This window comes from Zunongwangia endophytica, from assembly GCF_030409505.1.
Classification (GTDB): domain Bacteria; phylum Bacteroidota; class Bacteroidia; order Flavobacteriales; family Flavobacteriaceae; genus Zunongwangia; species Zunongwangia endophytica.
In genome coordinates this window covers 3,259,623-3,276,491 of the sequence record NZ_JAUFPZ010000002.1, presented here as the reverse complement: position 1 = coordinate 3,276,491, position 16,869 = coordinate 3,259,623, and the positions used below count along the sequence as shown (strand labels likewise).

Sequence of the window (16,869 nt, the reverse complement as noted above, 5' to 3'; positions counted from 1 at the left end):
AAAACCAAATTATATACGGCAGACTTAAAATTTCGGTATGGCAAAAATCAGGATTACCAAACAATTTTCTTTTGAAACAGGACACGCACTTTATGGCTACGACGGTAAATGTCGCAACGTCCATGGCCATAGTTACAAACTTAGTGTAACCGTTATTGGAGAACCAATTAGCGATACTGATAATGTGAAGTACGGAATGGTAATCGATTTTGGCGACTTAAAAAAGATCGTAAAGTCAGAAATTGTAGACCAGTTTGATCATGCCACAGTTTTCAATAAAAATACACCACATATAGAACTGGCGAAAGAATTAAAAGATCGTGGTCATCACGTGATTTTAGTAGAATATCAACCCACCAGTGAAAATATGGTAATCGATTTTTCTCAAAAAATAAGCAAACACTTACCAGATCATATTAAACTACATTCGTTAAAACTTCAGGAGACTGAAACTAGTTTCGCCGAGTGGTACGCTAGCGATAATTAGGGCGTTCCCCTGTCGGGTCGGGCTATACGCTCTATCTTTTTTATTTGCATTTTAAATATGTTCTTAACATTTAGAGATGCGGACTGGCAAATAAAAAAGGATGCCGCTACTATCCCTAACGCAAAACATCTTTGTAGAAATAAGTATATTAGATTTATATTTCATCGTATGCAACTTCCTAACGGTAAAAAAGTTTACTTCTCTAGTGATAATCATTTAGGTGCTCCCACCAAAGAAGCCAGCAAAGTACGCGAAGCGATATTCGTTAAATGGCTGGATGAAATTAAAGAAGATGCAGCGGCTATTTTTTTACTAGGCGATCTATTCGATTTTTGGTTTGAATATAAACATGCTGTACCAAAAGGATTTGTTCGGGTTTTAGGGAAACTCGCTGAAATTAAAGATAGTGGGATTCCGATTTATTTTTTCGTTGGAAACCACGATTTATGGATGGAAAATTATTTTGAAGAAGAACTTAATATTCCAACTTTCCGAAAACCACAGGAGTTTGAATTCAACCAAAAGACATTCTTAATTGGTCATGGTGACGGACTTGGCCCTGGTGACAAAGGCTATAAACGCATGAAAAAAGTGTTTACCAATCCGTTTTCAAAATGGCTTTACCGATGGTTACATCCTGATATCGGCGTGCCGCTTGCGCAGTATTTTTCAGTAAAAAATAAACTGATTTCTGGAGACGATGATGCTAAATTCTTAGGAGAAGATAATGAGTGGTTGGTGCAATATTGCAAGCGAAAACTCGAAACAAAACATTACGATTACTTCCTTTTCGGCCATCGCCATTTACCAATGGAAATTAAACTGAAAGAAGATTCAAAATACATTAACACTGGCGATTGGATTAATTTCTACACCTACGCAGAATTTGATGGAAATGAATTGTATTTAAAAAAACATCCCGTTAACGGTTAATAGTTTACAGAAAAGAGCTTTCGGCTATCAATATTCAGCAAAAAAATAGACGCTAAAATCATAGAATCTTGACTCTTGATTCCTGACTGCCGAGTTCAACTCATATTCAGCATTTAAAATTCAACATCCAAACAACTAGATTATAACATCTAACAGCAAAGCGGTCTAAAATCTTATCTCTCAACTCTAACCATCAGATGCTGAAACAGTACGCCGGACGGACTGTAGTGCATAAACAGTTATCAAAAAAAATCAATCCAAAAATGATCAAAATCGATATTTTGAAAACTAATTCTACTCATCAGGATGAGATGCTGAAACAAGTTCAGCATGACGGTAATGCAGGTTTATAATTCAAAATAAATTCTTGAATCTATTTTCTTCAGTCTATATTCTAAAATCTCATATCTCAGTTCTAACTGCTAATTTCTCGAGACAAGCTCTACATAATTATGAAGTTTCATTTTAAAAATCGTTCCTTCTACCAGATCGCAGATTTCATTGAGTTCGAAAGCATTTACAACAAAATCCATTTTTTTGAGCGGAGATTTTAGTAAGATTTTACGCTCACATAATTCAGAATGAGGGCACTGCTTACAGTTTGTTTTATTATTCTTTGCTACTCTGATATTTTTGGAAAACACATTCACTTCTTCAGGAGAAAGATAAAAACCCATATCCTTAAATACGAGTTGAATTCGTTTTTCACCAGCATTAGCAATTCCGCTTTTCCACTTAAAAGAAATCCCGGTATTATTATGATAAATAATGTCGACGTCCTCCATACTTTGAGTGCATTTATCTCAAATATAAGAATATTATTTAAAATCAGTCTAAATAGTTATGAGTTTTGTTTGCTTTTGCTAAAGTCTTTAGTCAAAAGTTTACATTATTTCTTTAGCGTTTTCCTTTGAATAAGAAACATCTTTCGGGAATTTTCGTCATCCCGGACGGAGATCCGGGATCTCATTATGCTTAGGTTTTCGGTTGAAAAAATTTCAGTTGAAAAATGACGAATTTGAGTTAGCTCTAAGCCTTTTGTTTCATCTGAAATTTTTAGTATTATTCTGATGAGATACTGAAACAAGTTCAGCATGACGGTGGCGCAGGTTTACAATTCAGCATTTATATTCAAAATAATTAGAAGTGAATTGTTCTGCTTCTTGACTCATGATTCTTTTCTCCCGAATCCAAATCAAAATTCACAATTCACAATTCAAAATAAATCCTTGAATCTCTTTTCTCTAGTCTAGATTCTAAGATCTAACAGCAAGGCGATCTAAAATCTCAATTCAAGCTTCTAAACTTCTTTTAAATCCTTCAACTTCAATTGTAAAGAAACATTACCATTCCATTCATTTTCATCTACAGAATATACTGCGCTAAACGGCTTTTTATTTTGAATGCAGTCGATTTTTTTTCCGAGGTTAAAACCAATCACATTGAAGGAAGATTTATTATCCACTTGTGATACCCGGCATTTTAAATGCGCTTCTTCATTCCCTACACATTTTCCAAAACCAGAATCAGTTAAATTTCTAGACATAAAAACCGGAGACATATTGCCGGGACCAAAAGGCGCAAATTGTTTCAGGATTCTCCAGAATTTCGGTGTGATTTCATCTAATTCTATTTCAGCATCTATAGAAATTTCAGGAGTCAGTAATTTTCTATCGATAGTTTCAGTAACCACCTCTTCAAACTTTCTTTTAAAGTTATCGTATTCTTCTTCTTTGATCGTTAAACCCGCAGCATACATGTGTCCGCCAAATTGTTCGATGTGTTCCTGGCAGGCTTCCAAAGCATTGTAAACATCAAATCCTTTTACCGATCGTGCTGAAGCTGCCAGCTTATCGCCACTTTTTGTAAATACTAAGGTGGGGCGATAATAGGTTTCGGTAAGTCGGCTTGCTACGATTCCTATCACGCCTTTATGCCAATGTTCCGCATAAACTACCGTACTTAATCGTTCCTGCTCTTTTAATTCTTCAATTTGATCTAAAGCTTCTGCTGTAATCGCTTTGTCGGTATCTTTTCGGGTAGAATTGTGCGATTCTATTTCCGAAGCAAAATGTTCTGCCTGGGTTTCATCTTCTTCTGTAAGCAACTCCACCGCATGTAGACCGTGTTTCATTCTTCCGGCGGCATTAATTCTTGGTGCCACTACAAAAACCACATCGGTGATGGTGATGACTTCTTTTTTAATCTGACTCAAAATTGCTTTGAAACCAGCTCTCGGCGCTACGTTAATTACATGCAAACCATGGTACGCTAAAATTCGATTTTCTCCGGTAATAGGTACAATATCGGCACCAATAGCGGTGGCGACCAAATCCAGATACGGCAATAATGCCTGTATGGTATCGCCTCGTTTTGATGCCATTGCCTGGATCAATTTGAAACCAACACCGCAACCGCATAATTCTTTGTAAGGATAATCGCAATCCTCTCGTTTTGGATCGAGCACAGCAACCGCTTCAGGGATTTTCGCCCCAGGACGGTGGTGATCGCAAATCACAAAATCAATTCCTTTTTCCTTGGCGTAAGCGACTTTATCGATGGCTTTTATCCCGCAATCCAAAGCGATAATTAAACTGATATCATTATCGGCCGCAAAATCGATTCCCATATAAGAAACTCCGTAACCTTCTGCATAACGATCTGGAATATAAGTAGCTACATTAGGATACAATGTTTTTAGATACGAAGACATCAAAGCTACGCTGGTCGTACCGTCTACATCATAATCGCCATATACCATTATATTTTCACCTTCGGCTAAAGCTTGTTCTATCCTGGCCACCGCTTTATCCATATCTTTCATCAAATAGGGATCATGCAGATCGGCAAGTCTTGGACGAAAGAACTTTTTAGCTTCTTCGAAACTTGTAATATCACGTTGTGCAAGCAATCGGGCAACAGGTTTCCCAACGCCAAGTGATTGCATCAAGGTGTTTACAGTTTCAGGATTAGGATTTGGTTTTATGGTCCAGCGCGTATTCATCAGCATTTATCTATTCACAAAATTCGGTTTCCACATGAAGGTTTCACGGGTAAAAAATAGGGACTTAAAATCTCCAATTTCGCTTCAAAAATACGAAAAGATCTTACTTTTTAGGCTGTAAAGCTTCGGTATTAAAGGCAATCCCGCTCCAACCGCTCTTCATAAAATTCCGAATGTTTTGATGTCCCTCTCCTTCAGGATGTTTCAGAACATCGTCAAAATAATGTTTTCCAAAAAGCGCCAAAGTAGTTTCTTCATTTAAATCCTTCAGCAATCCTAAAGCGAAAATTTTACAGCTTCCGTTATTGCTTCCGGCTTCATTATAAACCGCTCCATTTTTAAAGGCAGCTGGCGTAAATTGATAATATTCATCAATTAAAGCTATAGTTTGATCGAAATTGGAGGTTTTTGGATTCGATTTTACCTGTTCTAAATATTCCTGAAGATTCATATTTCGATTTTTGGTTGCGTGTTTAATTGACTACTAAAATAAAAGTTCCCGATTTAATTTGTTACTTTTCGACACTCAAATTTTTCAGAATGAAGAGCGTTAAAGGCCAACTTGTTGATATCGAAAACCGCCGAATTTTCCCTGCGGAAGTTATCATAGAAAATAAGAAGATTGTCGAAATTAAAGAATCTCAGCATAACGAAAGACAGTTTATAATGCCGGGATTTATCGATGCGCATATTCATATTGAAAGTTCGATGTTAGTACCGTCTGAATTTGCAAAAGTCGCTACCATTCATGGAACGGTCGCTACGGTTTCAGACCCACACGAAATTGCCAATGTGCTGGGAATTGATGGCGTAAATTTTATGATTGAAAATGGTAAAAAAGTGCCATTAAAATTTCATTTTGGTGCTCCAAGTTGTGTTCCTGCAACTGCTTTTGAAACCGCTGGTGCAACAATTAATGCAGAAGCGATTAAAGAGTTGATGCAATCTCCAGACATTTTTTACCTGGCGGAAATGATGAATTATCCCGGAGTTTTACATGATGACCCTGAAGTACTTGAAAAGATCAAATGGGCGCAGCATTTTAATAAACCGGTAGATGGGCATGCTCCCGGATTGCTAGGAAAAGATGCAGAAAAATATATAAATTCAGGAATTAGCACAGATCACGAGTGTTTTACTTACGAGGAAGCTGCAGAAAAACTTGCCTTGGGAATGAAAATTTTGGTACGTGAAGGTAGCGCTGCTAAAAATTTTGAAGCACTTATCGACCTATTGCCGGAGCATTATGAACATATGATGTTTTGTTCTGATGATAAACATCCCGACGATTTGGTTTTAGGCCATATTAATCAGCTTTGCCAGCGTGCGGTAGCTAAAGGAATCGATGTTTTTAAAGTTTTACAGGCGGCTTGTATAAATCCTGTTAAACATTATAATTTGAACGTTGGTTTGCTGAAAGAAGGAGATGCAGCCGACTTTATTTTAGTGGAAAACCTGACCGATTTTAATGTTCTAAAAACGTATATCGACGGAAAAATTGTAGCCGAAAATGGCCATTCTGATATCGCTTCAGTTCATTTTTCTACACCCAATAATTTTAATATTTCTGAAAAGAATAGTGAAGATTTTAAGCTGAAAACAGACGCTGAAGATGTGAGAGTGATTGAAGCATTAGATGGCGAATTGATTTCTAATGAAATTGAAGCAAAAGCGATTTTAAAAGATGGCTCACTTTCTTCGAATATCGATGATGATATTTTAAAAATTTCTGTCGTAAATCGTTACGAAGATAAAGCGCCTTCAGTTGCATTCATCAAAAATTTTGGATTAAAAAAAGGCGCAATTGCCAGCTCAGTTGGGCACGATTCTCACAATATTATTGTGGTTGGAACTTCAGATGAAGAAATTTGTAATGCGGTGAACCTTATCATCAAAAATAAAGGCGGAATTTGTGCTGTAAATGGCGAAAATCAAAAATCACTACCGCTACCAGTAGCCGGAATCATAAGCGATAAAGATGGTTGGGAAACAGGAAAATTATATGAAGAGATAGACCAAATGGCTAAGGATTTAGGAAGCTCCCTAAAAGCTCCTTTTATGACCTTGTCCTTTATGGCTTTGCTCGTCATACCAGATCTTAAGTTATCAGATAAAGGTTTATTTAGCGGAAAGAAATTTGAGTTTGTCGGAGTAAATTTTTGAACTTTTTAGCGTTCAGCTATCAGCTTATCATATTCTAAATTCAATTTTTGAAGTTTTTCAATATTAAACTTTTCTCCTAGTTTTAACTGACTGTGAAAACCTCAAATAATTAAACTTTTCAGCTACTTTTTTCAATATCCAGCCTTAATTTTTTAAAATTATTAGCTGTTAGGTATTGATATATCATTTTAGACTCACCCTTTAATTTGCTAGTGAAAAGCAAATAAAATTACTATTACATCAACAATTTTCGAGATTGCTTTTAGTCTGTTCTCTTATTTCTACAAGCGAAGCCTTCTAGCATCTATTTGATAGTATTATCAAATCATCCTTCAAATATTAAAATATTCATAAATAAAAAGAATTTTATTTATAATCTGTAACATTCTAGATTTTCGCGCGTCTTTTAGGTAAACAATATTATCAATCATTAAAATCATTCATCATGAGAAAATCAACGTTTACCTTAGCCTTAGCTTTAGTACTTAATTTCGGATTCGCTAATGCAGCTGCAATCGACATCGATCCAAAAGACCCAGCAAAATTTTCTATCGAAAGTTTAGCCGCAACAAACTTAAATTCTTTTTGTAAAGCAATCGTTTCCGGAAATTACGATATGGTAGAACAACTTATCGAATTAGGAGAAGACATTAATCAAAAGTCTTTAGGAAGAACTCCCGCGATGTACGCAGCTCGTTATAATAAAGCTGAAATTTTATCGCTTTTAATTGAAAAAGGAGCAGATATCTCTTTAAAATCTGATAAAGAAAATAAGACAGCCGCAGAACTTGCAGAACTGTCTAATGCAAAGGACTCTATGAAAGTTCTAAAAGAGTTAGAGAAATAATTATATTATTTTGAATTAAGCCTGAAGTGCTATTCTATAAAAGAATAGCACTTTTTTTTATAAAATCTCCTGAACTATTTTTTGAACTTCGGGAATCATACTTTCTTCGAACCATGGATTCTTCATTCGCCAAAATCGATTGACTGGCGAAGGGTGCGGCAAAGGTAAATACTCTGGCATAAACTCTTCGAAATTAGCTACTTTTTGCGTTAGATTTTTATGCTTCGACTTGGGTAAGTAGTATTTGCTCGCATAAGAACCTATTAGAATTTTCAGCTTTACATTTTCCAACTTTTCAAATACCTGATGATGCCAAAGTGGAGCACATTCTTTTCTTGGTGGCAAATCTCCTGTTTTGCCTTTTCCGGGATAGCAAAAACCCATAGGTAAAACGGCAAAATTGGACGGATTGTAAAAGGTTTTTTCATCTACTCCCAACCAATCTCTTAGCTTTTTACCACTTTGGTCGTTCCATGCAACACCCGACTGATGAACGACTCTTCCTGGCGCCTGACTAATTAATATGATTTTAGATCCCTCGACCGCTTCAATAATTGGGCGAGGTCCTAAAGGCAAATGCTCTTTACAAACCGTACAGCTGCGTATTTCATTTAATAAATCCTGCATTATTTTTTGCCGGCTACAATGATTACGATTTCCCCTTTTGGTGGTTTTTGAGTATAATGTTTCAAAACCTCTTCCGCAGTACCTCTTATAGTTTCTTCGTGAAGTTTTGTAATTTCTCTGGAAACAGAAACCTGCCGATCGGCACCAAAATATTCAGAAAAATGATTGAGTGTTTTAATTAATTTGTGCGGAGATTCGTAGAAAATCATGGTTCTAGTTTCTTCTGCCAAAATCTTTAATCGCGTTTGCCGCCCTTTTTTGACTGGTAAAAACCCTTCGAATATAAACTTATCATTAGGCAAACCACTATTAACCAATGCTGGCACAAAAGCTGTAGCCCCGGGAAGACAATCGACTTCTATCCCTGCTTCAACACAAGCACGAGTTAATAAAAACCCGGGGTCTGAAATTGCCGGTGTTCCCGCATCGCTTATTAAAGCAAAAGTTTCGCCGGCTTGCAATCTTGCTACTAAGTTTTCTACTGTCTTATGCTCATTATGCATATGGTGACTATGCATGGGTGTAGAAATATCAAAATGCTTTAAAAGCTTACCACTATTTCGGGTATCCTCTGCAAGAATTAAATCTACTTCTTTTAAAACCCTGATGGCTCTAAAAGTAATGTCTTCAAGATTTCCTATTGGAGTGGGAACCAAAAAAAGTTTTCCCATAAATTACTGTTGAAATTTGTTTGCTATTACCTGTACAAATCGATCTTCGTACTGTTCTTTTCCTTCCCAATTATTATAGTCTGGCTTTACCACCATCTGAATAAATTTATAAGCTTCGGTAAAATCGCTAAATGTATTTAACTGGGATAACACTCGGTTATAATCTGCAGCATCACCATTAAAAAGATGTTTGATATAGGCCAACCGATCATTAAGACCAATACTAATTCCGCTTTTTAAGCGATCGTTTATCGATTTTGGACGATTTGATCCTTGTTTATTATTCAGCGGCTCAAAATCTGGAAGATTATCATAATCTACTCCTATTTGTCTAAAATCACCGGCGTCAGATTCTTCTGGTTTTTCAGGTTCAACCTCATCAAATAATTTCGGCTCTTCTTGCTTAGGTTTTGGAGTTTCTTCAGGTTCTGGCTTAGCACTTTTCTCTTCTTCCTTTGGTTCAAATACTGGTGGTTCAGCAAAATGCTCTTCAGGAATTTCTGGTGCTATTGGAGTTTCTGGTTCCTCAGGTTTAACTTCTGGTTCTGTGGTCTTTTCAGATGTTGGCCAATTGGGATCTGGATGCTCCTCTAATTCAGGTTTTATATTAGACCAGTCTTCGTTAATTGCCTGCATTAAGCGATCCAAACCTTCGGTTTCTGGTGGCATCTGGGCAACGATATCTTTAATTTTTTCCGTAGCAGGTTCGGTTATAGCATCGCTATCATTAAACTCTGTCCCGTCTGGCACATAGTAGTTGCCTTCTCTATTTGTAGTTTGTGATTGCGTTCTTGAAGCTTGCGGTTTTGAGGGAGCAGAAGTATCATCGGCATAACTTACTGTTGCTACAGGAGCCTGCTGCTCTTTAGGTTGATCCTCCTCTAAATTCGAAAATGTAAATTGTAATATTGTAAGTTTTTCATAAAGAACTTTAGCCTCCTGCTTCAGCTGATCCACATGCTTTTCTGCATCTCCATCAAGTATGTTTTGTGCCAGCTTTTTCAATTCAGCTTCTATTTTCTTCTTCATAACTTTAGTGATTAGCCCTACTTACAGGGTTGGATTTTTAATAAATTTGTTCCACCTTTATAGATAAAGAGGTTGTTTCCCATTTCGATCTGAAAATTACAAAATGTTTCTCGAAAATACAGTAAATCACGAAGAGCAATTTGGCTGGATAGAGGTTATTTGCGGTAGTATGTTCTCCGGAAAGACCGAGGAACTAATCCGTCGCCTTAAGCGAGCCCAATTTGCAAAACAAAAAGTAGAAATCTTTAAACCGGCGATCGATACTCGATACGACGAGGAAATGGTTGTCTCTCATGATGCTAACGAAATTAGATCTACACCTGTTCCATCTGCTTCTAACATAAGGTTACTTGCAGATGGTTGCGAAGTTGTAGGAATCGATGAAGCTCAGTTTTTTGATGATGAGATTGTAACGGTTTGTAACGATCTTGCGAACCGCGGAATTCGCGTGGTGGTAGCAGGTCTAGATATGGATTTTAAAGGAAATCCATTTGGCCCAATGCCTAACCTTATGGCCACTGCAGAATATGTAACTAAAGTCCACGCTGTTTGCACCCGCACCGGAAATCTTGCACAATATAGTTTTAGAAAAGCGGTTAGTGATGATTTAGTTTTTCTTGGTGAAACCGAAGAATATGAGCCGTTAAGTAGAGCTGCGTATTACCGAGCAATGAAGAATGAAAAAATTAGAAAACTTGAAGTGAAGGAAGCGGAAGAAGTTAAGCCCAATTTAAAAGAAAAAAATGCCTAAAGCTCAGGAGACTATTCTTGAAATCGATCTAAATTCTTTAGAACATAATTACCAATATTTAAGATCTAAAATTACGCCAGGTATAAAAATGCTTGGTGTGGTAAAAGCTTTTGCCTACGGAAGCGATTCGGTTGCTATTGCGAAGAGATTGGAAAAAATTGGTGTCGATCATTTTGCGGTAGCTTATACCAAAGAAGGAGAAACCATTAGAGTTGGTGGAATCACAAAGCCGGTATTGGTGCTTCACCCGCAAACGCATAGTTTCAAAACATTAATTGATCATTGTCTTACGCCCAGTTTATATAGTTTACATATTCTAAAAGAATTTATTGTTACAGCAGAAAAGCTTAATCTTGAAGATTATGCTGTCCATATAAATATAAATACAGGTTTAAATCGTCTTGGTTTTGATCCCGCGGATATAGATGAAGTTATTTCAGTTTTCCAAAATACTTCAGCCATAAAACTGGTAGGTATGTATTCTCACCTTGCGGCAAGCGAGGATATGGCTTTAAGAGATTTTACAAAATCTCAGATTGTAAATTTTATAGCCACTTCAGAAAAAATAATTGCAGCTTTTGATCACAAAATTATACGACATCTCTGCAATACTTCCGGAATTCTAAATTACCCTGAAGCTAGCTTCGATATGGTTAGAAGTGGCATAGGTCTTTATGGCTACGGTAATTCTACCAAGCATGATTCTAATCTAAAACCTGTTGCTACACTCAAAACAATTATTTCTCAAATTCATCGTATTAAAGAAGGGGAAAGCGTTGGGTACAATCGTGGTTACATTGCCAAAAGAGATACCACAACGGCAACCTTACCGCTTGGCCATGCCGACGGCATTAGCAGGATCTATGGCAAAGAGAAAACTTCAGTTTTAATTAATGGTAAAGAAGCGCCAATTATTGGTAATGTATGTATGGATATGCTGATGGTCGATGTAACTGATATCAATTGCAAAGAAGGCGATGAAGCAATTTTCTTCGGAAAAGAAAGAAGCGCTGAAAAATTTGCGAATAAAGCTGGCACTATTTCTTACGAGCTCGTAACCGCTATCTCCCAGAGAGTTAAAAGACACATAATAGAATAAATTCTTATTTATTTTTTCTGTAATATCGTAATACCTAAAACTATAATAATGAGTTTGTATTCCGATTTTAAGAAATTTATAATGAAGGGGGATATCGTTGCATTGGCTACAGCCGTTGTAATTGGTGCTGCTTTTAAAACCATTGTAGATTCTGTTGTTAAAGATGTAATTACCCCAATTATTGGCGTACTTACGGGAGGTAGAGATTTTACAAGAAAGTTTATTGCTCTAGACGGGCAAACCTACGCTAATTTGGATGCTGCAAGAGAAGCTAAAGCTGCAGTACTCACTTATGGTAATCTTATCCAGGCGATTATAAATTTTCTAATCGTTGCAATTTTCATATTTTTGTTTTTAAGAGCTTACGAAAAAACAAAGATAAAAGAAGATCCAAAACCTGTTGCTGCTCCAAAAGGGCCTTCACAGGAAGAGCTTTTAGCCCAAATTAGGGACGAATTGAAAAAACAAAACGGTACTACTCCTCAGTAGTATTTCAACAATAAGTGCACCGCTATACTGCACATTTTAAGTAGCAATATGTATAATCAAACCCCTCTATTTAAGAGGGGTCTTTTTTTTAACAAAAACTACAAATACGTTTAAAAACTTCATTTAACCTTAAAAAATTATCGTAATAGATCGATAGATCCCAACAGCTATGATACATTTGTAATAACATCTTAATTAATTACTAAAACCATCTGCGAAGGCAGATAAAATTGATAAATAATGAAAGTAGCAGTTGTTGGCGCTACCGGAATGGTAGGGCAGGTTATGTTAAAAGTACTAGCTGAAAGAGATTTTCCAATCACCGAATTATTACCGGTGGCTTCAGAAAAATCTGTTGGAAAAAAAGTAAGCTATAAAGATAAAGAATACTCGATTATTAGTCTTGCTGATGCTGTTGCTGCTAAACCAGAGATCGCTATTTTCTCGGCAGGAGGCGATACTTCTTTAGAATGGGCACCAAAATTTGCTGAAAACGGTACGACTGTTATCGATAATTCTTCAGCATGGAGAATGGATCCTTCAAAGAAGTTGGTGATTCCAGAAATAAATGCTTCAGAATTAACAAAAGAAGATAAAATTATTGCCAATCCTAACTGTTCAACCATTCAGTTATTAATGGCTTTAAAACCATTGCATGATAAATATAAAATCAAACGTGCAGTGATTTCAACATATCAGTCGATTACAGGTACTGGCGTTAAAGCAGTACAACAATTAGAAAACGAATACGCAGGTAAAGAAGGTGAGATGGCATATCCTTACCCTATTCACCGTAATGCTTTACCACACTGCGATGTATTTCAGGATAATGGATACACCAAAGAAGAAATGAAGCTTACTAACGAAACCAAAAAGATTTTAGGTGATGATTCAGTTTCAGTAACCGCTACCGCCATTCGTATTCCGGTTGTGGGAGGCCATAGTGAATCTGTAAATCTTGAATTCGAAACTGATTTTACCGAAGCTGATGTTCGCAGACTTCTAAATGATTTTCCTGGGGTAACCGTACAGGATAATCCAGATACCAACACCTACCCAATGCCAATTTATGCGGAAGGTAAAAATGATGTCTTTGTAGGAAGAATTCGTCGTGATTTTTCACAGCCAAATTCTCTAAATCTTTGGGTTGTTGCAGATAACCTTCGTAAAGGAGCTGCTACCAATGCAGTACAAATTGCTGAATATTTGATGGAAAACAAGCTGGTTTAAGTTAATTTTCTATCTCTTCATATTTGCGAGGTTGTTGTTTTTCAGCAACCTCGTTTTTTATTTATAAATTTAAGCTCTCCATAAAATCTCACACGTATGAAAAAAATAATGATTGGAGTTTTTACATTGGCAGCACTTGCTTCCTGTAAAGATTCTGAAAAAACCAAAAAAGAAAAAACTGCGTTGAATTATCCTGAAACTAAAAAAGTAGATACCGTAACCGATTATTTTGGTACAAAAGTAAAAGATCCATACCGTTGGTTAGAAGACGATCGTAGCAAAGAGACAGAAGAATGGGTGAGGGCTCAGAACGAAGTTACCTTTGGATATTTAGATAAGATACCATTTAAAGAAGACTTAAAAAAACGCCTTTCTGAAATATGGAATTATGAGAAAATAGGCGCTCCCTACCAGGAAGGTGATTATACTTATTTCTCTAAAAATGATGGATTGCAAAATCAATATGTGCTTTATCGTCGTAAAAACGATGAGGAAAAGCCAGAGGTCTTTTTAGATCCTAATAAGTTTAGTGAAGATGGCACAACTTCTTTAAGCGGATTAAGTTTTTCTGAAAATGGAAAAATGGCAGCTTATAGTATTTCTGAAGGCGGTAGCGATTGGCGAAAAGTAATTGTGCTGGATGCTGAAACGAAAGAGATTGCTGAAGATACCTTGAAAGATATTAAGTTTAGCGGAATTTCGTGGAAAGGAAATGAAGGTTTTTATTATTCCAGCTACGAAAAGCCTGAAGGAAGCGAACTTTCTGCAAAGACCGATCAGCACCGTTTATTTTACCACAAAATTGGTACGCCGCAAACAGAAGATAAAATGATCTTTGGTGGCAACGCTGACCAAAAACATCGATACGTTGGCGGTAGTGTTAGTGAAGACAATCGATATTTGTTTATCTCAGCTCGAAATTCGACATCTGGAGGGAAACTTTTTATGATGGATCTTACCAAAAGCAATCCTGAATTAAAAACGATTATCGGCAACGAAGATACTGATACGTATGTGATAGAAAACGAAGGCAGCAAACTTTATATTGTAACTAATCTTGATGCACCAAACCAACGAATAGTAACTGTTGATGCAGCAAATCCAGAGCCAGAAAATTGGAAAGATTTTATTGCTGAAACCGAAAATGTACTTAGTCCATCTACTGGGGGCGGATACTTTTTTACTGAATATATGGTCGATGCCGTATCTAAAGTAAAACAATATGATTACGACGGAAATCTTGTTCGCGAAGTAGAATTACCGGGATTAGGTTCTGCCGGTGGTTTTGGTGCTAAAAAAGAGGACAAAACTCTTTATTATTCTTTTACGAACTATGTAACCCCAGGCACGATTTACAAATATGATATTGAAGAGGGAACTTCAGAAGTTTACAACAAGCCAAATATCAAATTCAATCCCGAAGATTACGAAAGCAGACAAGTTTTTTACAAATCGAAAGACGGCACTAAAATACCAATGATAATTACTGCTAAAAAAGGCATTGATCTTAATGGTAAAAATCCAACGATACTTTACGGTTACGGCGGATTCAATATTAGTTTAACCCCCTCATTTAGCACTGCAAATGCAGTTTGGTTAGAGCAAGGCGGCGTTTATGCTGTACCAAATCTTCGCGGTGGCGGAGAATATGGTCGTGAATGGCATGATGCCGGTACCAAAATGCAAAAGCAAAACGTATTTGACGATTTTATCGCTGCTGCAGAATATTTAATTGAAAACAAATACACATCTAAAGATTATTTAGCCATTAGAGGAGGTTCTAACGGTGGTTTATTGGTTGGTGCTACAATGACGCAAAGACCAGATCTTATGAAGGTAGCATTGCCTGCTGTTGGCGTGATGGATATGTTACGATACCATACGTTTACTGCAGGAGCAGGATGGGCTTACGATTATGGAACATCTGAGGATAGTAAAGAAATGTTCGATTATATCTACAATTATTCTCCCGTTCATAATGTAAAGGAAGGAACAGAATATCCGGCAACTTTAGTGACTACGGGCGATCATGATGATCGTGTTGTTCCTGCGCATTCATTTAAATTTGCTGCAGAATTACAAGAAAAACAGTCTGGTAATGAACCCGTTCTTATTAGAATTGAAACCAAAGCCGGTCACGGTGCAGGAAAACCAACCAGTATGATTATTGAAGAATATGCTGATATTTTTGGTTTTACTTTATATAATATGGGATTTGAGAAGCTTCCGAGTAAAAACAAAGAATTAAAAGATTAAGGTATTGGATATCTGAATGCATTCTTACAAGCTGAAATATCGATATTCTTAAATACTGACATATTTTTTTCTGAAAGAATTCTACCGCTTGATTTTAAATGAATTTTAAAATCAGGCGGTTTTTTGTTTTTGGAAGATTTAAATTTAGGTATCTTCAAATTCCCTAAAATGAAGCCTTATTTATGCTGAAGCTTAAAAATGTATCTTTTACCTACGAGAATGGAGAACAGGTATTGGACCATATTAATTTCAACGCAAAACGCGGAGAAAACATTTCGATAATTGGTGAAAGTGGCTGCGGTAAAAGCACCTTACTTCAGCTTATCTACGGACTTTTACATACCGATGGTAAGATTTTTTGGGGAGAAGAAGAATTGTTAGGCCCAAGATTCAACCTTGTTCCAGGAGAAGATTTTATCAAATATTTGGCGCAGGATTTCGATTTGATGCTTCCGCTAAGTGTTGCCGATAATGTAGGAAAATATCTAAGCAACATGTATCCGGTAAAAAAGAAAAAGCGAATTCAGGAATTATTGGAGGTGGTTGAAATGGAAGATATGGCCGATAAAAAGACCAAACTTCTTAGCGGTGGCCAACAACAACGCGTGGCGCTTGCTCGCGCTCTTGCCAAAGAACCAGAACTGGTTTTACTCGATGAGCCTTTTAGTCATATTGATCATTTCAGAAAAAATAATTTACGGAGAAAAGTTTTTAAATACTTAAAAGAGCAGAATATTACCTGTATTATCGCGACGCACGATATCACTGATGCACTTTCTTTTGCTGATACTACGATGGTTTTAAAAGATCATAAAATCTATGCAAAAGCAAGTCCCGAAGAATTATATAACCGTCCACCAAATACGTATGTCGCTTCTTTGTTTGGCGACGTTAACGAAGTGATGCTAAAAGACATTGTACAAAATGAAACTTCAGAAAAAAAGATCATTCTTTACCCTGAAGAAATAAAAGTGAGCCGAAAATCGGCAATTAAAGCAACGGTTATTGAATCCTATTTTAAAGGCAGTAATTATTTAATTGAAGCAGATCTTAACGGTAACATTGTTTTTGCTGAACATAGTGCTGCTATTCCATCAGGTGCTCCTATTTACTTTCAGATTTCAAAGCTTTTGATACAAAAAAGAACGTTTTCTAATATGGACAGTCGCGGCTGATTAGTCAGACTTATCCACTTAAAAGAAATATAGCTAAAAACAGCGAATATGGATTAAGAATTTTGCCGCGATTGGCCTTTTGCATTTTTGCCAACTGGCTTTTTATTT

Annotated in this window: 17 protein-coding genes; 11 read left to right on the top strand and 6 right to left on the bottom strand. The window is 36.5% G+C overall.

Annotation, left to right across the window (positions count from 1 at the left end; genetic code table 11):
* The first annotated feature begins 37 nt into the window (after positions 1–37).
* The 3 genes from QWY91_RS14250 to QWY91_RS14240 all read left to right on the top strand — a co-directional run bounded on the left by QWY91_RS14250 (position 38) and on the right by QWY91_RS14240 (position 1,773).
* Positions 38–487, top strand: a complete 450-nt coding sequence (locus tag QWY91_RS14250; protein WP_290236169.1) for a 6-pyruvoyl trahydropterin synthase family protein — start codon at positions 38–40, stop codon at positions 485–487.
* Positions 488–655: 168 nt separating this feature from the next.
* Positions 656–1,420 carry a UDP-2,3-diacylglucosamine diphosphatase gene (locus QWY91_RS14245; protein WP_290237108.1) on the top strand — a complete coding sequence of 255 codons (765 nt, stop codon included), beginning with the start codon at positions 656–658 and terminating at the stop codon, positions 1,418–1,420.
* A gap of 197 nt (positions 1,421–1,617) precedes the next feature.
* Positions 1,618–1,773 carry a hypothetical protein gene (locus QWY91_RS14240; RefSeq protein ID WP_290236168.1) on the top strand — a complete coding sequence of 52 codons (156 nt, stop codon included), beginning with the start codon at positions 1,618–1,620 and terminating at the stop codon, positions 1,771–1,773.
* Positions 1,774–1,842: 69 nt separating this feature from the next.
* Here the strand turns inward: QWY91_RS14240 and QWY91_RS14235 are convergent, their stop codons facing one another.
* From QWY91_RS14235 to QWY91_RS14225, 3 genes are all read right to left on the bottom strand, one after another.
* Positions 1,843–2,205 (bottom strand): DUF6686 family protein, encoded by a 363-nt coding sequence (locus QWY91_RS14235; RefSeq protein WP_290236167.1) that lies wholly within the window; start codon positions 2,203–2,205, stop codon positions 1,843–1,845.
* 515 nt (positions 2,206–2,720) lie between these two features.
* Positions 2,721–4,424: a single-stranded-DNA-specific exonuclease RecJ gene (gene recJ, locus QWY91_RS14230; RefSeq protein WP_290236166.1), complete on the bottom strand. Its 1,704-nt coding sequence runs from the start codon at positions 4,422–4,424 to the stop codon at positions 2,721–2,723.
* Positions 4,425–4,527: 103 nt separating this feature from the next.
* Entirely contained in the window at positions 4,528–4,875 is a 348-nt protein-coding gene (locus tag QWY91_RS14225) for a HopJ type III effector protein (protein ID WP_290236165.1), read from the bottom strand.
* A gap of 89 nt (positions 4,876–4,964) precedes the next feature.
* On the opposite strand from QWY91_RS14225, the gene ade reads away from it, so the two are divergent.
* Positions 4,965–6,587, top strand: a complete 1,623-nt coding sequence (ade, locus tag QWY91_RS14220; protein ID WP_290236164.1) for an adenine deaminase — start codon at positions 4,965–4,967, stop codon at positions 6,585–6,587.
* Between the two features lie 445 nt (positions 6,588–7,032).
* Entirely contained in the window at positions 7,033–7,434 is a 402-nt protein-coding gene (locus QWY91_RS14215) for an ankyrin repeat domain-containing protein (protein WP_290236163.1), read from the top strand.
* A 57-nt stretch (positions 7,435–7,491) separates the two neighbouring features.
* Here the strand turns inward: QWY91_RS14215 and QWY91_RS14210 are convergent, their stop codons facing one another.
* From QWY91_RS14210 to QWY91_RS14200, 3 genes are read right to left on the bottom strand one after another with little or no spacing between them, the layout of a single operon-like run.
* Positions 7,492–8,061: a uracil-DNA glycosylase family protein gene (locus tag QWY91_RS14210; RefSeq protein WP_290236162.1), complete on the bottom strand. Its 570-nt coding sequence runs from the start codon at positions 8,059–8,061 to the stop codon at positions 7,492–7,494.
* Positions 8,061–8,732, bottom strand: a complete 672-nt coding sequence (rsmI, locus tag QWY91_RS14205; protein ID WP_290236161.1) for a 16S rRNA (cytidine(1402)-2'-O)-methyltransferase — start codon at positions 8,730–8,732, stop codon at positions 8,061–8,063. The genes QWY91_RS14210 and rsmI overlap by 1 nt, the downstream gene beginning before the upstream one ends.
* 3 nt (positions 8,733–8,735) lie before the next feature.
* Positions 8,736–9,761, bottom strand: coding sequence for a DUF8457 domain-containing protein (locus QWY91_RS14200; protein WP_290236160.1), 1,026 nt, complete (start codon positions 9,759–9,761; stop codon positions 8,736–8,738).
* 103 nt (positions 9,762–9,864) lie between these two features.
* On the opposite strand from QWY91_RS14200, the gene QWY91_RS14195 reads away from it, so the two are divergent.
* From QWY91_RS14195 to QWY91_RS14170, 6 genes are all read left to right on the top strand, one after another.
* Positions 9,865–10,512, top strand: coding sequence for a thymidine kinase (locus QWY91_RS14195; RefSeq protein ID WP_290236159.1), 648 nt, complete (start codon positions 9,865–9,867; stop codon positions 10,510–10,512).
* Complete coding sequence (alr, locus tag QWY91_RS14190; RefSeq protein WP_290236158.1) at positions 10,505–11,611, top strand: alanine racemase; 1,107 nt, start codon at positions 10,505–10,507, stop codon at positions 11,609–11,611. Before QWY91_RS14195 ends, alr begins: the two co-directional genes overlap by 8 nt.
* 48 nt (positions 11,612–11,659) lie before the next feature.
* On the top strand, positions 11,660–12,100 hold the full coding sequence (mscL, locus tag QWY91_RS14185; protein WP_290236157.1) for a large conductance mechanosensitive channel protein MscL: 441 nt from the start codon (positions 11,660–11,662) through the stop codon (positions 12,098–12,100).
* A gap of 240 nt (positions 12,101–12,340) precedes the next feature.
* Positions 12,341–13,330 carry an aspartate-semialdehyde dehydrogenase gene (locus QWY91_RS14180; protein ID WP_290236156.1) on the top strand — a complete coding sequence of 330 codons (990 nt, stop codon included), beginning with the start codon at positions 12,341–12,343 and terminating at the stop codon, positions 13,328–13,330.
* A gap of 96 nt (positions 13,331–13,426) precedes the next feature.
* Complete coding sequence (locus QWY91_RS14175; protein WP_290236155.1) at positions 13,427–15,586, top strand: prolyl oligopeptidase family serine peptidase; 2,160 nt, start codon at positions 13,427–13,429, stop codon at positions 15,584–15,586.
* Between the two features lie 182 nt (positions 15,587–15,768).
* Complete coding sequence (locus QWY91_RS14170) at positions 15,769–16,761, top strand: ABC transporter ATP-binding protein (protein WP_290236154.1); 993 nt, start codon at positions 15,769–15,771, stop codon at positions 16,759–16,761.
* Positions 16,762–16,869: the final 108 nt, after the last annotated feature.